The following is a 17,920-nucleotide window of genomic DNA, read 5'->3' on the forward strand; positions in this document are numbered from 1 at the left end:
GATAACGCCGCTGTATGGGGCATTTTTTGTGTAGTGGAGTTTTGGGGTAAAATGGCGAAGCCACCCCAAAACGGAACGAAGCAAAAAATGTCCCTATGACAGCTTTGTTATGCATTAGATCTCTATAATTTCCTTGCGCATTTGAGATAGTAGCTGTCGTGAATATTTCTGTAACTCTTCACCTAGGCTGGCCGCTTTAGATTGAAACAAAGCTGTCTCTTCCTCTTTTTGATTTTTCACGATGTCGGTAAAATTAGTCATGTATTCATTGGTGATATCAAATATTTGTTGATTTAAATTTTCAATTGCTTCGAAAGTAACTAGCATTTCATCTGTTGCAATAAGCTTTAGGCGGTTGGATTCATATTTAAGCTTCATTACGTCTTTGAGCCCCTCATTCATCAATGATTGAATCTCAGAGCTAAACCACGTTATGACTTCGTTTACTCTTTGGGAATCTCCCGATTCCGAAGCGCTTAAGTACTCAGTAAAGTATGTTTGAAAGATTGGTTGCATTTTAGCAGGGATTTCAACTTGGTTCTTTTTCCCAAGTGAATCTAAATCAGTTACATACTGGCTATACTGAGTCGCTTTTAGGTCAAATATTTTTAAGCGTCGATCAAAGCCATATTTTATATCCTGCTCTAGGTGCTTAAGCTTTCTCTCGTGTGATTGTTTATTAAAATAGAGGAAGACACCCCACAGAATATTAATAACCCCGAATGCCCAAGCATAAAACTGAGGATTTTCTTGTATTAACGTGTAGATTATTTCCATACTCTGCTTCTATGCATAACACCAAGTTAACTGGCAGCAAACACAAAGCGTAGTTGAGCGCATAAAATGGGCGCAGCCCATGCGCAAAACGAAGCGACTGTTTGCTGTCCGGTTGAACGCCTTGTTATGCATTTATCTATCCCGCCCAAATAGCTTAGAGATGAGTGAGGATTTTTGTGTTTTAGGTTTTGGTAATGAGAGATTTGCATACTCTGGCGCCAATGCTTTTGAACCATGCTTTTCGAAATTTATTCGTATTGTTACTTCGCCGGATTTAACAAACTTAAAGATTGCTTCTACTTGGCCCAAACCAAAAACTGGGTGTTCTAGTTGCATGCCCGAAGTAACGTGACCGACGCCATTAACGTCTAAGCTTTCTAGTTCATTAGCTTCCATTTTATTGGACATGCTCAATCCTTTTTAAGTTCATAACATTTTATTCATGCGCATGCGCGTTTACCTCGTTAGACCAGTGAAAACGCGCACAGTTAACTATCTGTATGCAAAGAACTTATCAGCATTCTATTAAATATACCATCTGGAAAAACGCGCATGCGCGTTTTTCAAACCTATTAACTAAAACTCAACCTCTATAGTCAATTGATTTTATAGAGTTTTTCTTGTTTCAGATGGAATTGGTGCGCAATGCTCTTGTCTTAAAATCATACAAAAATACCTAAATTTAAATATGACTGTATACCCATACATTGTTATGTCGATTTCTGGTAAGGCAAAACATAGGCAAATAGATAAAAATTTGTATGGCAGCAGGAGTGAGAATTTTCGGTTGAGCTAACGAGGCGAAACACGAAATGGGGCAATATCTTTTTAGCTGAACGAGCAGCTAGAGGGATAGTTAGGGTTGGCATTGTTGCAACTGTTACCGTTGGCGGCATGGCCGCTCTTTCACATCCATGTGAACGCGGCATTTACACTTCCATGTGTTGCAGATGCCGCCGTCGAGCCTATAGGGACATATTCACGGCGTGTCACTGGGGAAACAGTGACAATTCCTCCTGCATACCTAATGACAAATTATCAGGCTGTTAGCTTTAGCGCCTTTCTTTGGGAATATAAGAAAGGCGCTTTGTGTTTTTACTGTTTACGCTTTCTTCTGCGCCACGCGTAAGCGCCGAGTAGGGCGGCGATGATGGCAACGCTAACGGCCACAGGCTTTTTCAGTTTGTGGTAAATCGCATTCCACTCGGCGATTTGGTTGGCTTTTTCCCGTTCGACGGCGCGGTCAAAGTCTGGGGTTTCACACTGCGTACCAAAATTCTCGGCCCAAGGCACAAAGGGGCCGTTGGCGACGTATTTTTTATAGTAGCGTTGGGCGAGTTCATCATCGCGATATAACACCCATCCTGTGGCTTGGCATAATAGCGCTGCATAGGCTTGGCTGTTGTGGGGCACGAGATCGGCGGCCTTGCTTGCTAGCTCGGCAGCTTGGTAGCGATAGTGGAAACGTTTATCGGGAATCGCTTGGCTGGCGCTGATGCGTTGCTGCTCTTTATCGCTGAGCTTATCCGCAGCATACCAATCTCTTAAGTCGAACATCCCGGCGTAAATCGAATAATCCGGCGCTAATTCAAAGCCTAAGATTTCCATGCCTTGATGACGCGCGAGTTCTGCGGCAGTCCAATAGGCGCGGGCACTCTCAATGCCCTTGCTACTCTTGGCTGTGGTCAGTGCCTTGCCATAGTCTTGCACGTTAGTATTGAGTGTGGGATTACTGAAATAAGCAGGAGCTTCGGCAATCGCGCCTTCACGCAGTAAGCGACGACCCAGTAAGTAACGCAGGCGATTGTTTAGTGGCTCGACACTGTCGTACCAATCGCTGTCCTTGGGATACTCGAAGTTCATTACCGGCACATGCTCGTCGATAAACAGCTTAAGCTCGGCGGTGGTGAGCACGCGCTCGGCTACGTAGGCGATATCCTGCCAATACTCATCACCACTGGCGAACAGTTGGTTTAGGGCATCGACATATTCGCCCCGCTCAAGGGATAGCACGCCCTGCTCGGCGCGAATACGGCAATAGGTGGCTTGCTCTGCATCGGCTTCAATAGCCTGTTGTTGGGCATCCTGTTGGCTGGTAGTTGCCGTAGCGGCGTTCATATCTGTTGGGAAATGGCGCACCGCTTCGGCATAGGCCTTAGCGGCTTGGGCTTGATCACCCTTTTGCATCATTAATTTTGCCGTGAGCCACCAAGTGAGTCCGCTGGGTTTAGCGAGGGCAATGAGGCGCTCGGCACTGGCATAGTCGCCCAACTGATAGTAAATCGCGGCTAACTTATCGCCTTGGCTCAGCATGAGGCCGTCGGTTGGGAAGATGGTCAGGATCTTAGCGACCTGTTGCCCCATTTCTGTAAGCTGTCCATCAAAGGCGAAGTCATTGGCGCTGCTCTGCCAGTAGGCGATAAGCAGTTGCTGCACGCTAGGCTGCTGCAATAAGGGTTTTAACTCTAAGAGATTTTTTGCCATTAGTGTGCGGCTTAACATCAATAACGAATCATAGCCACTGCTGTCGCCCTCGGCCGATTGAGTGGCATATAGCTCAATAATCTTATCCAGCGTAGCGGGATTTAAGGCCACATCAATTTTTGGCGGTTCATATTCCCCGCGTGTGACTTCAATTTGAGCTTGGCCTTGATGCAACAGAATATAAGCCTGTTCGCCAAGGCCGGCTAAGCTCAAGCGCAGCGGATCGGCGGCGCCTTGAGTCACCTCAGTTTGTAGTTGCTGCAAGTAAGCATTGGCTTGAACAAAATGGCTATTATCGTTGGCGGTTTTGCTCTTTATCAGCTCGATACGAGACAAGCTATACAGCGCCCACAGGCTGCGACCCGCACGCTCAGTCTCAGGTAGGGCGATGACCTTTTTAAAGTAATCGCTGGCTTTATCGTACTCTTTGGCATCAAACGCCATGGCGCCAAGGCTGTACCACGTTAAGGCGGGCGCTAAGCTCTCTTTTAACTGCGCGGCGATTTGTTCGGCCTCAGCCAAGCTTTGCGCATCACGCAGGCTATTAACTTGCGCAAGTTGAGCCTCGGATAACTCACTGTTTTCATAAGCGCGGGTTTGAGAAAGATAGCGACTATGCACCTCATCCCAAAGATACTCCTGCGCCGCTGGCGCCCCCTGAAACTGCCAAGCCAGTGGTTTGGCTAAACCGCTTAGCTGCTGGCTAAAACTGGTTTGCGGTAAATAACTTAGGTTATTTTGCCTGTCTTGAGTCAACTGTAATGGGAAGTCGGGGCCACAGGCTAATAGCACAGGGGAGAAGAGACTTAACCCAATCAGGCTGGTTTGTTTTAATTTGGTTTTCCAGCGTGGAATAGCCTTCGCTGGCAATGAATTTGACTTATGGCGCATAAATTCCCTGTAAATGTAATGACTCACAACGTGCCCAGCCTATGACTCTGCGTCCATTTGGGCTTAGCTCGACCGCTGAGATTAAATTCGGCGCAAACTGCGTGGAGGTTGGTGCGGCTGCGCGCTCCGTTGAGGTGGCTTGCGGTAACTGCCACACTAATATTCCTTGGGTTAATTTGGCTTGATAACCGTTTTGGGCATCATACCCGCTGCACGCCTGCGCCGCTAGGGACAACTGGCCCGGCAACTTGCCCGCAAGATTGCCCTTATTGACTAATACCAGTTGAAATAAGCGGCTTCCCGGCGCCTCATGTTGGGCTGACCCGGTATTAGCCTGGCTTAAGATTTCTAGCTCAATGTGCGCTGCGAGCGGTTGCTGCTTGGCGACGGCAATCAGGGTCGAGAGTGGCCACACCCGTTTATCCCCTTCGAGAGGTAATCTAAACCAAATTATCCCCTTAAGTTTTGTGTCAGCAAAGGTATGCAGTTTTTTAACAAAGGACTGCAACACCAGTGGATCGGCCATCAACTCCTGCCGCGCGAGATGCTGCGAAGATGCAGTGTCTGCCAATGGCATTTGCATCGGCACTTCACTCTCCACTCGATAACCCGCTGCCGTGCTATACACCGCCGAGCCGTAGGAGGGCAGGGCGATGAGATAGGGCACCTTAGCTAACCGTGAAAGTTGCTCGACCCATTGCCAACCTTGAGTGGCGTCGAACAGCCCTAAACGTGGGTCGCTAACACTGTGAATTTGCAGTACCAGCTCATCGATATTGTCAAACAACGCCGGAAACTCCGAGCTGCTCATCCAAGCGGGCAATGAAGTAATACTGAGTTTTAGCGAGTGGGGTAATTGGCTTTTTAACTCGCGTAAAAAAGCGTTATAGGCCGCGAGTTTACTGCTGGCGCTATCGTGGTCGATTTCAATTCCCGCAAGCCTTGTGCCCTTTGCCTGCCAGTCTTGAATGAGCGCGAGGATTTTTTGGAGAGCTTCGCGATTATTAAGGCGCGTTAGTTGGCCATCTAATCTTATCACCGCCACTTTAGGGCGAGGATCGGCCTGTAACCAGGTATGGTTGACCTGCACTTCAAACCAGATATCCGCGCCATTGGGTTTGGGATGGGCTTGCAATGCTAGGATGCGAACGCCATTAAAGGTGTTTTGGCTTTCGACCAAGGCGCTTTGATTGGCATCGCGCCATTGCCGCTGCCACACATATACCTCTTGGGTTAATTCACGCGGGGCGGTGGTGGCTGTTTTGATGCTCGGTGTATCTTGATTCGCAGGCTGACAGGCATTAAGGAAAACTAAGCCAAAGGATAACGCCAGTAACTGGGATAACCTGAGCAAAAGGAAAAGGGTGCGATGTATCGCTTGCAAGGATTTTGAGTGCTTGGGCTCAAAGTGCTTGGACTGAAAGCTTCTAGAGTGAAAGCGCTTAGAGTGAAAGAGAGTGGAATAACGACTACGTAAATCCATGGGATAAGAGTAAAAGCCTAGCGTGGATTGTGCCAAATAGAGGGCTACTATGCCTCAAAACCACCTTGGATTGCATCAGGCTTTTGCATTAGACGCGAAATCAATTTGACTGAATAAGAGATGGCGGTTAACTCGGCTAAAATGCCTTAATAACGCGCCCAGTAATAGTGCTGGGCGCAGTGATTGTCGCCATGGTACTGGCGACAAATCGTTAAGCATTCAAGCCTAGAAAATCACTTTTACCTTAGATGCACTATCCAGCGCTTTATTAACTGCGCTTTCGATATCTTTATCGCGGGCGAGGGCAACCCCTAAACGGCGGCGACCATCGATTTCAGGCTTAGCGAATAATCTGAGCTGAGTATTCTCCGCTGCCAAGGCATCGGCAAGACCTTGATAGCGAATGTTTTTCGATTTGCCTTCCACTAATACTACCGCCGAGGCGCTGGGGCCATGTTGGTGGATATTCGGGATCGGCAGGCCAAGAATCGCCCTGACATGCAGTGCAAACTCGGATAAATCTTGGCTAATTAAAGTGACTAAGCCGGTATCGTGCGGACGAGGCGAGACTTCAGAGAAGTACACATCACTGCCCTTCACAAATAGCTCGACCCCAAATAAGCCGTAACCGCCGAGGGCTTCGACTACTTTGCTAGCGATCGCTTGGGATTTGGCTAGCACGTCGGCCGACATGGCTTGAGGTTGCCATGACTCGCGGTAGTCGCCGTCTTCTTGTCTGTGGCCAATTGGCGCGCAGAAGTGGATACCGTTGACTGCACTAATGGTTAATAGGGTGATTTCGTAATCGAAGGGGATAAAGCCTTCAACGATAACACGACCACCGCCCGCGCGGCCGCCTTCTTGGGCGTATTGCCAAGCTTTGGCGCTTTGAGCCGTATCGCGGATAACACTTTGGCCCTTGCCCGATGAACTCATCACCGGTTTTACCACGCAGGGCACGCCAATTTTGCTAATCGCTTGATTAAATTCGGTTTCAGTGTCGCAGAAGAAATAGGGCGACGTCGGTAAACCTAAGGTTTCAGCGGCGAGGCGGCGAATGCCTTCTCTATCCATAGTGAGCTTAGTTGCGCGCGCGGTCGGCACCACATTGAGGCCTTCGGCCTCCATCTCAACTAGGGTTTGAGTGGCAATAGCTTCAATTTCGGGGATCACTAAGTGGGGCTTTTCTAGCTCAATAACGGCGCGAAGGGCCTTGGCATCGAGCATATTGATCACATGGGAGCGATGGGCTATTTGCATCGCGGGGGCGTTGGGATAACGATCAACGCCTATCACTTCAACACCTAAGCGTTGTAACTCAATGGCGACTTCTTTACCTAGCTCACCGCAGCCAAGCAACATGGCGCGTCGAGCGCCCTCGGTGTAGGGGGTTCCTATCATGGTGTGGGTACCTTTTTATATTGGGATAATTGACGCCTTGGGGCGTTCTTGGGCCATAGTCTACCCCGATTGGCGGCAAAGCATGAGACTGAAATTAACAACTGTGTTTTTGATCAAGCTATTTAAGGGTGATTAGTGCTTGGCATGGTAAAAGTCCTGTTCACTCGCTGGTTTTATGTTAACTTTTGGTTTCATAACGGATTATGGACTTAAGATATGCAAGACATTCGCGATTTGACCGCTGTACTACGCTCTAAAACGCCCATCGTGGTGATTGAAACCTATGAAGAATATCGTGTTGTTGACATGCTTAAGCGAATCGCGAATGTACTCTATCAGCCGCTATTTACTTGGAGTATTACCCAAGGGCTCACGCGGGTTGATAAGCCGATGCCTGCACAGAAATTTAATACTGAACCTAGCGATATCCTAGGGCAGATTAAAGCGACGACTCAGCAGGGGATTTATGTGCTCTGTGATTTTCACCCCTTTGTGATTGATGCGCCAAAGAATGTCCGTCTGCTGAAAGAAATCGCCCTCGAATACGATGCGCTGCAACATACGCTGGTGCTAGTGAGTCATGCCTTTGAGATCCCGCCCGAAATTAAGCGTTACTGCGCCTATTTTCAGCTTACCCTGCCGAGTACCTCGCAGCTTGAGAACCTGATTTATCTTGAGGTGGATAAAGTGCGCACCCAAGGCATGCCATTGAATGTGGATGATAAAGCCGTGATTAAACTGGCGGAAAATCTGCGCGGTGTGACCTTAGATGATGCCAGGCGATTGATTCATAAAGCGATTGTGGATGATGGCGCCATTACTCACTCAGATGTTGACCTGATCAACAAAGCTAAATTTCAGTTGCTCGATCTTAACGGCATATTGCAATTTGAGTACGACACCAGTGATTTTTCGCAGATTGCCGGATTACATAATCTCAAAAAATGGTTAAAACAGCGCGCGCCAGCGGTGCAGGTAACCACCGATGCCAAGGCTGCGGTACAACCCGATGCGCCAAAGGGGGTGTTATTACTCGGAGTGCAGGGCAGTGGCAAGAGTCTTGCGGCCAAAGCGGTGGCGGGTGTGTGGCAGCGGCCCTTGCTCAGACTCGATATGGGCGCCTTATATAACAAATACATAGGCGAAACCGAAAAGAACTTGCGCAATGCCCTCGAATTGGCCGATATGATGTCGCCCTGTATTCTATGGATTGATGAAATTGAGAAAGGCTTAAGCGGCAGTAGCTGTGATGAGGGCACTTCGACTCGCATTCTTGGCACACTATTAACTTGGATGGCGGAGCGTAAGTCTGAGGTGTTTGTGGTCGCCACCGCTAACGATATTCAAGCCCTGCCGCCCGAGCTGATGCGAAAGGGGCGAATGGATGAAATCTTCTTTGTCGATTTACCCGATGAGGCCATACGCAAGGCGATTTTCTTGATCCATTGCCAGCGCCGTGGTATCGATGTGACTCGGCTCGATCTTGCCCAGCTTTCGCGCCATAGCCAAGGGTTTTCGGGGGCTGAAATCGAGCAGGCGGTGATAGCCGCCATGTACAGCGCCCGCAGTTTAGCGCGAACGCTTGATCAAGACATGTTGTTAGAAGAGCTGACCAAAACCAAACCTTTATCCATCGTGATGGGCGATAAGATTAATGCCCTAAGACAATGGGCTGCGGGGCGCACAGTCAATGCCCATGAGTAGCTATTGGGCTGGTAATCGCTGATTTATATGTGGCGGCTTATGGGGTATCGCTTCTTATCCGCCATAAAGCGACTTTAGATTTTAGTGTTGGCTTTTGGTTGGGGAAAGAGTTGGGTATCATCACAGTCGATGTTAACTTGCTGGTGGATATGGATTATTTTTCAGTTTCTAATGGCAAGTTTTTAGTGTGAGTAATATTTGCCGTTTGTGTTGTACAGCATGATAAGCAGGGATAGAGATGAGTTTCGAGCAAGAGTTTACAGAAAAAGTCGATGGCTACTTAGCCAAGCTCACCGATAAGTTACAGCCCATTCTTTAGCAACTGATTGAGCATGATTATCCCCAAGAGGTGGCCACGCTGGCGTTTGAAGTCTTTGTCGATCGTTTTTCATCCCAATTCCCGGTGCGGGTATTTTTTATGGATAAAGATAACATCGAGTATTTTGTGGAACTCGATGGCAAGGCTGCATACCCATCACCAGTCAATCCAAGTTTGCTCGATATCGACCATGTCTATCCCGATGAGTTTGAAGAGGAATATATCGACAAGGATGAAGATCTTGACCCTTGGCAGATTGCAACCAACGCGCTTATCGGATGGTTCTCCAAGTGCTGGATTGCGGCAGGTGGCAAAAGCTTTAAATTAAAAGCTCATATCGCTCCCCATGACAGCCACTATGAGTTCAATTTAGTTGAAAGTCAGTGGCAAGAACGATGCTAACTCGCTTGAAGTTAAAGCTTTTAAATCAAACGCTTGGATGTTGTGATTCTTGGGTTAATGCTCAGACTGAAGCCGTGAGATCGTTATCCAGCCTTGGTTTGCTCGCCTCTACATCGGGAGTAACCCCATAGAAATCTAAGCTGACATTACCTATCTGCAAATCTCGTCTTTGCTTACTTTACGCGTTGCTCACTCACGCTAGCCTTTTTTCGATACAAGACATAAAGGCCTAGGCTTTTGAGCTATCCCAGTCTCGTCGCTTGCTGTATTTGGCAAGCCATAATTCATATCTTGGCGATAGTAATTTGTCGACACTGGCCACCTTTCCTTGGATGCCATTTGTCGCATCGCAATAAACCATTGTGTTTTTGATCAAGCTATTTGGATGGTTTTGTTGCGAATTTGTCATTCTGGTGTAGAACTATATGGTGTCTCAAATTGAAAGACACTGTGTGGCAAAGAGCGATTTTGGTAAAGGATGTTTTACCGAAATAAGGAATGGGAAGGGAGTGGGAGCTCAGCATGTTTCTGGATTATTTTGCCTTAGGTATTTTGTTTTTTGTCGTAGTGGTGATTTTTTATGGCGTGATTGCCATTCACGATATCCCTTATGAAATTGCGAAAAAGCGCAATCATCCCCAGCAGGATGCATTGCATATTGCGGGCTGGGTAAGTTTATTCACGTTACATGCAATTTGGCCTTTTTTATGGATTTGGGCGACCTTGTATCGAGAGGACCGAGGCTGGGGATTTAGCACTGTGATGAAGCGCGAGCAGGCATTGGAGGATGATGTTAAAGCGCTAAGGGAAACAGTAATGGCCTTACAGGCAAAGCTTGAGCAACTTGAATCAGCGCCTATTCCCATTCCGGCAGCAGCAAGCGTTGAGACCAATGCTGCAACTTCCACTGTCGTAAGCCCAAAAGCCGAGGTATAACATGGATTTACTATTGATATTAACCTATGCCTCCTTTTGTATTGTGATTTTTAAAGTATTTAAGATCCCGATGAACAAATGGACAGTGCCAACCGCTGTATTAGGAGGCGTGATTCTTATCGGGGCGCTGTTGCTGATAATGAACTACAACCATCCCTATTCACGTTTTGCGCGGGAATACTATGTGACTATTCCCATTACGCCTGCTGTGAAAGGTATAGTCACTTCTGTTGATGTCAAACCTAATACGCCGATTAAACAAGGGGATGTGCTGTTTCGCATTGATTCAACGCCCTATGAAGCTGTTGTTAAAACTAAAAAAGCAGCGTTGTTAGCAGCGGAGCAAGAGGTGCCACAACTTGAGGCAGCATTGGAAACCGCTAAGGCAAATGTGGCGAGAGTTGCCGCAGATAGAGATCGCAATAAGTCAGCCTATGACCGTTATGAACAAGGCCATCGTAAAGGTGGGGCGAACTCGCCTTTTACTGCGCTGGAATTAGACAATAAACAACAATTGTATTTAGCCTCTGAAGCACAACTTACTGCGGCGCGAGCGGAAGAGTTACGTGCACGTCTTGCCTATGAGTCCAATGTGGATGGGGTTAATTCTAAAGTTGCCGGACTACAGGGTGATCTTGAAAGCGCACTGTATAATCTCGAGCAAACTGTTGTGCGGGCGCCCGCCGATGGTATTGTCACCCAAATGGCGCTGCGTCCAGGGGCGATGGCGGTTCCCTTACCTTTACGGCCGGTGATGAGTTTTATCCCCGATGAACAGCGGTATTTTGCCGGTGCATTCTGGCAAAATTCGCTGCTGCGTTTACAGGAGGGCGATGAGGCCGAAGTGGTATTAGATGCGGCGCCTGGACAAGTGTTTAAGGGCAAAGTCGCTAAGGTACTCCCTGCGATGGCAGAGGGTGAGATCCAGATGAATGGCACGCTGCAATCTTCCAATCAGCTATTCCAAACAGGGCGGGTTATCGTATTAATCGATATTGAAGACGATGCGATACGCCGTCAATTCCCAGCTGGAGTAGCTGGACAAGTGGCTGTGTATAGCGAACATTTTCACCATGTCGCTGTGATGCGCAAAGTGCTGCTACGGATGCAGGGCTGGTTAAACTACTTGTTCTTCGATGGTCACTAGTAGGGGGGAATCTAACCACTTTGCTTGGATTTGGTTTTAAGCTGTTCTAGAGTTAACAAAAAGCGCTGACAAGACTGTCAGCGCTTTTTGTTGTATGCAGTAGGTGAATGCTGGCTGCGATTAAATATCGAAGACTAAGCTGCCCGGCGGCAGGAAGGGCCAGCTTTGACGGATAGGCGAACCATCACCTTGTTCAGCAAAGAAATAACCCGTTCTTGGGGTGGCGTAGACCACACTGCCTTTTTGCAGCCCCAATTCTTGCAGATGGTGGTGGGTAAAGGTGGCTTCCCACAGTTCTTCACTCTGCCAGCCGATAGGTGCCAGTTCGACACGCACTTCTGCGCCAACCGGTGTTATCGCCACTATGGTAAAAGGAATATGGGCTTGGCTATTGGGTTTATCCGCCAGTGCCAGCTCATGGCTACGCACATAGAGCGCGCCGTTTTGTTGCAGTGGCGCTTGCTCAGGAGGCACTAAGAAGGCGTCACCATTGGTCCAACGATTCTGTTGCCAGCTTGCCTCAAACCGATTGACGTTACCTAAGAAATCAAACACAAAGCGGCTATTGGGTTGGGCATACAACTCAATAGGGGTATTGACCTGCTCAATATGGCCGTTGCTCATTACCACTACTCTATCGGAAAGCTCTAAGGCTTCGTCCTGATCATGGGTTACAAACACGCTAGTGAATTTCAGCTCATCGTGAAGGCTGCGTAGCCAGCGGCGCAACTCTTTACGCACCTTGGCATCGAGGGCGCCAAAGGGCTCATCGAGTAACAGTACTTCGGGCTGAGTCGCTAAGGCGCGGGCCAAGGCGATACGCTGTTTTTGTCCGCCCGAGAGCTGCTCAGGGTAACGCTGTGCTAGATGGCCAAGTTGCACCATTTCGAGTAAATGGCTGACGCGCTTTTGGATTTCGGCCTTTGACGGGCGCTGTTTTTTCGGAATGACTTCGAGTCCAAAGGCGACGTTATCGGCGACCGTCATATGGCGGAACAGGGCATAGTTTTGGAAAACAAACCCAACTCTGCGGTCGCGCACATGCACTTGGGTCACATCGCGATTACCGAAATGGATTTGGCCGCTATCTGCGCCCTCAAGGCCAGCAATAATCCGCAATAGGGTGGTTTTACCCGAGCCGGAAGGGCCGAGAAGACCTATCATCTCGCCTTCTTGAATATCCAGATTTAGCGGCGAGAGCGCCTGAAATTGGCCAAATTTTTTGGAAATATTAGTTAAACGAATACTCATAATGATTGGCTCTGCTCTTGGTTGTCATTGGCGGATAAGCTGCGTTGTTGGCGCCACTCTACTAAGGCTTTTAGCAGTAAGGTAAATAGGGCGATCAAGGCAAGCAGTGACGCGCTCGCGAAGGCGGCTTCGGCCTGATAATCTTCGTAAAGTAATTGCACATGCAAAGGTAAGGTGTTGGTTTCACCACGGATATTGCCAGATACCACGGCAACGGCACCAAATTCACCCACGGCCCTAGCGTTGGTGAGGATCACCCCATAAATCAGCGCCCACTTGATATTGGGCAGAGTCACGCGGCGAAACAGTTGCCACCATGAGGCGCCAAGGATGACTGCGGCTTCTTCCTCCGATGCACCCTGTTGCTGCATCAAGGGGATTAATTCTCGGGCAACAAAGGGGCAAGTCACGAAAATGGTGACTAATAAAATGCCCGGCCAAGCAAACATGATCTGTAAATCGTGCTCAAACAGCCAAGCGCCAAGCCAGCCACTGTTGCCGTAAAGCAGTAGATAGAGTAAGCCTGCGACCACGGGCGATACGGCAAAGGGGATATCAATCAAGGTAATGAGTAACTTACGCCCCGGAAACTCAAAGCGTGTCACGCTCCAAGCGAGCAGTACCCCAAACACTAAGTTTATCGGCACGGTCAGCGCTGCGACCATAAGGGTCAACCCAATGGCGTGGAGTGAGTCGGGTTGGCTCAGATGCTCGATATAACGCTCCCAGCCACCGACAAAGGCTTGCTGGAAAATACTGACTAACGGCAGCAGTAATAACACCATGGCCAAGAAGACTGCAAGGGTGATCAGGCTCCATTTTATCAGGGGCGCTTCACCGACTCTTAAAGGTTTAAATGAGTTCATGGTGGCTCCTTATCGGCCGTGAATGCGGCGTAAATAACGCGCCTGCCACAGGTTAATCAGCAGTAGCAGCAACAGCGAAGTCAGCAGGACAACGGAGGCAATGGCGCTGGCGCCGGCAAAATCAAATTCCTGTAGGCGAACGAAAATCATCAGGGAGGTGATTTCACTGATGTAGGGCATATTGCCTGCGATAAAAATCACCGCACCAAACTCACCCAGACTGCGGGTAAAAGACAGCGCCGTGCCAACCACTAAGGCTGGCCACAGAGAGGGCAAAATCACCCGCCAAAACACCGCGCTATCGGTTGCGCCTAAGGTCATGCCAGCTTCTTCTTCATCGTGGGATAACTCTTCCAATACGGGCTGGACGGTGCGCACTACGAAGGGAATGCTGGTGAAGATCATTGCGACCACAATCCCCAATGGCGTGTAGGCCACTTTGATGCCAATTTCGGCCAATAGGCTACCAATCTGACCATTTTCAGCATAGAGAGTGGCTAAGGTAATACCCGCGACGGCTGTGGGTAAGGCAAAGGGTAAATCGACTAAGGCGTCGAGGAGGCGTTTACCTGGAAACTCATAACGAACCAATACCCAGGCGAGTAATAGCCCGAAAAGACAGTTAAATAGGGAGGCGGCCAGTGCCGACAAGATAGTGACTTTGTAGCTTGCTAGTACGCGGGGCTCGGTAATCACGCCCCAATACTCGGCCCAGCTCATCTGGCTAGTTTGCATAATCAGGCCTGTGGTGGGGAGCAAGAGAATCAAGCTGACAAACAGCAAAGACACACCTAGGCTGATACTAAACCCCGGCAAAACCCGCTTGTGGCGTAAGCGCCCATTATTAAATATCACTGAATAACCACCCGATAAGGTTAATGGAGTTAATCCAATATTATTATGCCATTAGCACGTTATTGCTCAATCGCGATAAAGACTGCTGATGTTTATCTTTATTACGATATAACCACAAAACCCGGGACATTGCCCGGGTTGTAGGTTTGATGACTTAGGTACCCAAGCGGATGATCAACGCTTTAATAACTGATCCAGTTTAGCGCCATTGGCAAATTGGGTCTTCATCGCGTTGTCCCAGTTACCGATGATTTGCTCAACGGTCATTAACTCAACCGCAGGGAACTGTTTGGTAAATTCGGCAACCACTTTCTCATTGTGAACGCGGTAGTTAAATCCGGCTAACAAACGTTGTGATTCTTCGCTGTAAAGATAGTTTAGATACTCGGTCGCTAATTCTTGCGTGCCGTTACGCTTAGCATTTTTCTCTACTACGGCAACGGGGAACTCCGCCAGAATCGAGGTTTTAGGCACGACAACTTGGTAATCATCGGCGCCATATTGCTGACGAATATTGTTAACTTCAGATTCGAAGGTGATCAACACATCGCCGATGCCACGTTCAACAAACGACGTGGTTGCACCACGGCCGCCCGTATCAAATACGGCAACGTTACCAAGGAACTTCTTCAAAAACTCATCTAATGAGGCTTGATTATCTTTTCCATAGTTTTTCTGGGCATAACCTAAGGCGGCTAAATAAGTGTAACGAGCATTACCCGAGGTTTTTGGATTCGGGAACACCAGCTTAACGTCATCTTTAGCTAAATCATTCCAGTCGCTGATTTGTTTTGGATTGCCCTTACGCACTAAAAACGCGATGGTAGAGTAGTAAGGTGAACTGGCATTAGGCAGCAGTTGTTGCCAGTTTTCAGGGATCAACTTGCCGCGATCATGCAGAATTTGTACATCGGTGACTTGGTTAAAAGTCACCACATCTGCGGGTAAGCCTTGCAGAATCGAGCGAGCCTGCGCTGAAGAACCTGCATGGGATTGCTTGATTTCAACCGTTTTACCGGTTTTTTCTTGCCAATGTTTAGCAAATACTGGGTTATAGGCACTAAATAATTCCCGTGAGATATCGTAAGAGGAATTAAGTAAGGTCTGATCGGCGGCTGCGGCATTGAGGGAAGCGCCCAGTAATAGGGTTCCTAGCAGGGCCTTAGTGAATTTTACTGGCATTTTGTGCTCCTTAATCTGGCAACTGTGTCAGGGTATAGAGATAGAGTAATTGAAGTTTTTACTTATAAAAAGCTAGTTAAATAGAACTTTTTTGAATAACTATGAGCAATTAATTGTATGCCATAGGTGATATTCATCGTGTTTGTTGTGGCCAAGCCCCTTAAAATATCCCTATGCGAGTTGCTTTTATCAAATAAAGGATAAACCCTGTGTCTGACTTTATGACTATTGAAGCCTGTATCGGGCAAACGCCGCTAGTTCGTCTGCAACGGTTGGATTGCGGGAGCTCTACGGTACTGTTAAAGCTAGAGGGCAATAATCCTGCTGGCTCGGTAAAGGATCGTGCCGCACTGAATATGATTAACCAGGCGGAGCTTCGCCAAGAAATCGCCCCTGGTGATACTTTGATTGAAGCCACCAGTGGTAACACTGGGATTGCCTTAGCGATGGCCGCAGCGATTAAAGGCTACAAGATGATCCTGATTATGCCGTCGAATTCGACCCAAGAGCGTAAGGATGCCATGCAGGCTTATGGCGCCGAGCTGCTGCTGGTGGACAATATGGAAGCTGCGCGGGATTTGGCCTTAGATCTTCAGGCTCAAGGCAAAGGTAAGGTACTGGATCAGTTCAATAATCAAGATAACGCAAATGCGCATTTTCTCACAACTGGCCCAGAGATTTGGCAGCAGAGCCAAGGCAAGATCACTCACTTTGTTTCCAGCATGGGTACCACAGGTACCATTATGGGCGTGTCGAAATACCTAAAAAGCCGCAACCCCGATATCACCATTGTCGGGCTACAACCCGCTGATGGTAGTTCTATTCCGGGGATTCGCCGCTGGCCGCAGGAATATTTACCGGGTATTTTTGATGCCGCCCGTGTCGATGCCGTGATGGATATAGAAGAGCAAGATGCCAAAGCCATGGCAAGAACTTTAGCGCGTGAAGAAGGTATTTGTGCTGGCGTGAGTTCTGGAGGCGCGGTATTTGCAGCGCTTGAGATAGCGAGGCAGAATCCGGGGGCCGTTGTGGTTGCGATTGTGTGCGATAGGGGCGACCGTTATCTATCATCTGGGCTATTTTCTTAAGCCGCGTTTTATCCACTGATCCTCGCATTTGGGATTTCTTCTGCAATAAAAATGGGCGTGTATCGCCCATTTTAATCACTTATTGCTTAAGCCCTCATAGTTTCAAGCATCGCTTAAATCATCATGGCCCAATGATTATGGCTGCGGTGGAAACTGCGCCAAAATCCGGCTTACCGCCTTAGCGGTGTCTTGGGCTTTTTTATCGCCGCCCGCATCAAAATCGAAACTATCGGTACCGCGCCAAATCAGCTTATTGGTTTTAGCATCGATAATATCAATTTGAATGGTTTGAATTTTTGCTGTGTCACTGCCAAGAGGCACGCCAACGCTGGTGCCTATGCCAATGCCGCCAGAACGGCCAAAACTGCCCGTGCCTAAGCCTATAGATAGACCTGAGTCTTTAGGCTTGTCTTGGGTCAGTAAGCCATAGGCGACTTTAAAATCGGGGGAAGAAGCATTTTCGGTAAAGCCTTTTTGGCTTAATTGCTGGGTGATTTCGGTTTGAATACGCTGGGCACTGAGCGGATCGTCGTTGGGCTGTGGAGCAAGCTGCGAGAAACTCTGCAATGCCTTAAAGTTATAATTGAGGTCGTAATCGTTTTTCGGCTTAGTGCTGCAAGCACTTAAAAAGACCGTGGCGATGAACAAACTGGCGATGTATTTGTATCTCATCATTGCACTCCAAATTGTACGAACAGTATTCAATGTGCCTTGATTAACAGTAAGACTGCAAGTAATTTAGTGAAAAGTGTTTGATTTTTGTTAAGTATAGAAGGTCACACATTTTACGTACTTAAACTGGCAGAGTAGCCCAAGATCATGGAACAGTTAGCCTTTTTCGATATTCCAAGCCCTTGTATAGGTGTGTGCCAAACCGATGCGCGGGGCTATTGTAAAGGTTGCCTACGCAGTCGTGATGAGCGGTTTAATTGGTTGCATTTTACCGATGCAGAAAAACATGATGTGATCCGTTTATGTCATCAACGGAAACGTCGGCGGGAGCTGGCCTTGTATAAGGCGCGTCAGCAAGCGCTTGAGCAGGAGAGAGCGGCGCTTAATCCACAGCTTGATTTTGCGCCACAGACCGCCGCAGAGTTGGATTTAGGCGATCTTGCTCTCGACGAATAATCTAAA

General features: G+C 48.2%; 16 protein-coding genes. 6 read left to right on the top strand and 10 right to left on the bottom strand.

Going from position 1 to position 17,920, the window contains the following annotated elements; all coding sequences use genetic code 11:
* Nucleotides 1–114 precede the first annotated feature (114 nt).
* From JM642_RS04955 to purT, 5 genes are all read right to left on the bottom strand, one after another.
* Nucleotides 115–777, bottom strand: a complete 663-nt coding sequence (locus tag JM642_RS04955; protein ID WP_203433029.1) for a hypothetical protein — start codon at nucleotides 775–777, stop codon at nucleotides 115–117.
* A 132-nt stretch (nucleotides 778–909) separates the two neighbouring features.
* Nucleotides 910–1,185: a hypothetical protein gene (locus JM642_RS04960; RefSeq protein WP_099457600.1), complete on the bottom strand. Its 276-nt coding sequence runs from the start codon at nucleotides 1,183–1,185 to the stop codon at nucleotides 910–912.
* A gap of 687 nt (nucleotides 1,186–1,872) precedes the next feature.
* Nucleotides 1,873–4,152: a tetratricopeptide repeat protein gene (locus JM642_RS04965; protein ID WP_203433031.1), complete on the bottom strand. Its 2,280-nt coding sequence runs from the start codon at nucleotides 4,150–4,152 to the stop codon at nucleotides 1,873–1,875.
* Entirely contained in the window at nucleotides 4,142–5,635 is a 1,494-nt protein-coding gene (locus JM642_RS04970; RefSeq protein WP_203433735.1) for a DUF3142 domain-containing protein, read from the bottom strand. The genes JM642_RS04965 and JM642_RS04970 overlap by 11 nt, the downstream gene beginning before the upstream one ends.
* Nucleotides 5,636–5,860: 225 nt before the next feature.
* Nucleotides 5,861–7,036: a formate-dependent phosphoribosylglycinamide formyltransferase gene (gene purT / locus JM642_RS04975; protein WP_126511768.1), complete on the bottom strand. Its 1,176-nt coding sequence runs from the start codon at nucleotides 7,034–7,036 to the stop codon at nucleotides 5,861–5,863.
* Between the two features lie 216 nt (nucleotides 7,037–7,252).
* Between purT and JM642_RS04980 the strand changes: the two genes are divergently transcribed.
* The 4 genes from JM642_RS04980 to JM642_RS04995 all read left to right on the top strand — a co-directional run bounded on the left by JM642_RS04980 (nucleotide 7,253) and on the right by JM642_RS04995 (nucleotide 11,544).
* On the top strand, nucleotides 7,253–8,740 hold the full coding sequence (locus JM642_RS04980; protein ID WP_203433033.1) for an AAA family ATPase: 1,488 nt from the start codon (nucleotides 7,253–7,255) through the stop codon (nucleotides 8,738–8,740).
* A 418-nt stretch (nucleotides 8,741–9,158) separates the two neighbouring features.
* A complete protein-coding gene (locus tag JM642_RS20340; protein ID WP_239000488.1) occupies nucleotides 9,159–9,461 on the top strand; it encodes a hypothetical protein in 303 nt (100 codons plus the stop codon).
* 522 nt (nucleotides 9,462–9,983) lie between these two features.
* Nucleotides 9,984–10,397 (top strand): DUF3302 domain-containing protein, encoded by a 414-nt coding sequence (locus JM642_RS04990; RefSeq protein WP_239000489.1) that lies wholly within the window; start codon nucleotides 9,984–9,986, stop codon nucleotides 10,395–10,397.
* 1 nt (nucleotide 10,398) lies between these two features.
* The gene (locus JM642_RS04995; protein ID WP_069454388.1) at nucleotides 10,399–11,544 is read left to right on the top strand and encodes an HlyD family secretion protein; all 1,146 of its coding nucleotides are present in this window, start codon (nucleotides 10,399–10,401) and stop codon (nucleotides 11,542–11,544) included.
* Between the two features lie 120 nt (nucleotides 11,545–11,664).
* On the opposite strand, the gene JM642_RS05000 is transcribed toward JM642_RS04995, so the two are convergent.
* The 4 genes from JM642_RS05000 to cysP form a co-directional block, all read right to left on the bottom strand.
* Nucleotides 11,665–12,795: a TOBE-like domain-containing protein gene (locus JM642_RS05000; RefSeq protein WP_037421366.1), complete on the bottom strand. Its 1,131-nt coding sequence runs from the start codon at nucleotides 12,793–12,795 to the stop codon at nucleotides 11,665–11,667.
* Entirely contained in the window at nucleotides 12,792–13,661 is an 870-nt protein-coding gene (cysW, locus tag JM642_RS05005; RefSeq protein ID WP_140906509.1) for a sulfate ABC transporter permease subunit CysW, read from the bottom strand. Before cysW ends, JM642_RS05000 begins: the two co-directional genes overlap by 4 nt.
* Before the next feature lie 9 nt (nucleotides 13,662–13,670).
* Nucleotides 13,671–14,516, bottom strand: a complete 846-nt coding sequence (gene cysT, locus JM642_RS05010; RefSeq protein ID WP_203433035.1) for a sulfate/thiosulfate ABC transporter permease CysT — start codon at nucleotides 14,514–14,516, stop codon at nucleotides 13,671–13,673.
* Between the two features lie 174 nt (nucleotides 14,517–14,690).
* The gene (gene cysP / locus JM642_RS05015) at nucleotides 14,691–15,698 is read right to left on the bottom strand and encodes a thiosulfate ABC transporter substrate-binding protein CysP (RefSeq protein WP_047537360.1); all 1,008 of its coding nucleotides are present in this window, start codon (nucleotides 15,696–15,698) and stop codon (nucleotides 14,691–14,693) included.
* Nucleotides 15,699–15,919: 221 nt separating this feature from the next.
* Between cysP and cysM the strand changes: the two genes are divergently transcribed.
* Nucleotides 15,920–16,786: a cysteine synthase CysM gene (cysM, locus tag JM642_RS05020; protein ID WP_203433737.1), complete on the top strand. Its 867-nt coding sequence runs from the start codon at nucleotides 15,920–15,922 to the stop codon at nucleotides 16,784–16,786.
* Nucleotides 16,787–16,921: 135 nt separating this feature from the next.
* Here the strand turns inward: cysM and JM642_RS05025 are convergent, their stop codons facing one another.
* Nucleotides 16,922–17,458, bottom strand: a complete 537-nt coding sequence (locus tag JM642_RS05025; RefSeq protein WP_037429744.1) for a DUF4136 domain-containing protein — start codon at nucleotides 17,456–17,458, stop codon at nucleotides 16,922–16,924.
* 147 nt (nucleotides 17,459–17,605) lie between these two features.
* Between JM642_RS05025 and JM642_RS05030 the strand changes: the two genes are divergently transcribed.
* A complete protein-coding gene (locus JM642_RS05030) occupies nucleotides 17,606–17,914 on the top strand; it encodes a DUF1289 domain-containing protein (RefSeq protein WP_037429746.1) in 309 nt (102 codons plus the stop codon).
* Nucleotides 17,915–17,920 lie beyond the last annotated feature (6 nt).

The sequence above is a fragment of the Shewanella sp. LZH-2 genome (assembly GCF_016859145.1).
GTDB classification, from domain to species: domain Bacteria; phylum Pseudomonadota; class Gammaproteobacteria; order Enterobacterales; family Shewanellaceae; genus Shewanella; species Shewanella xiamenensis.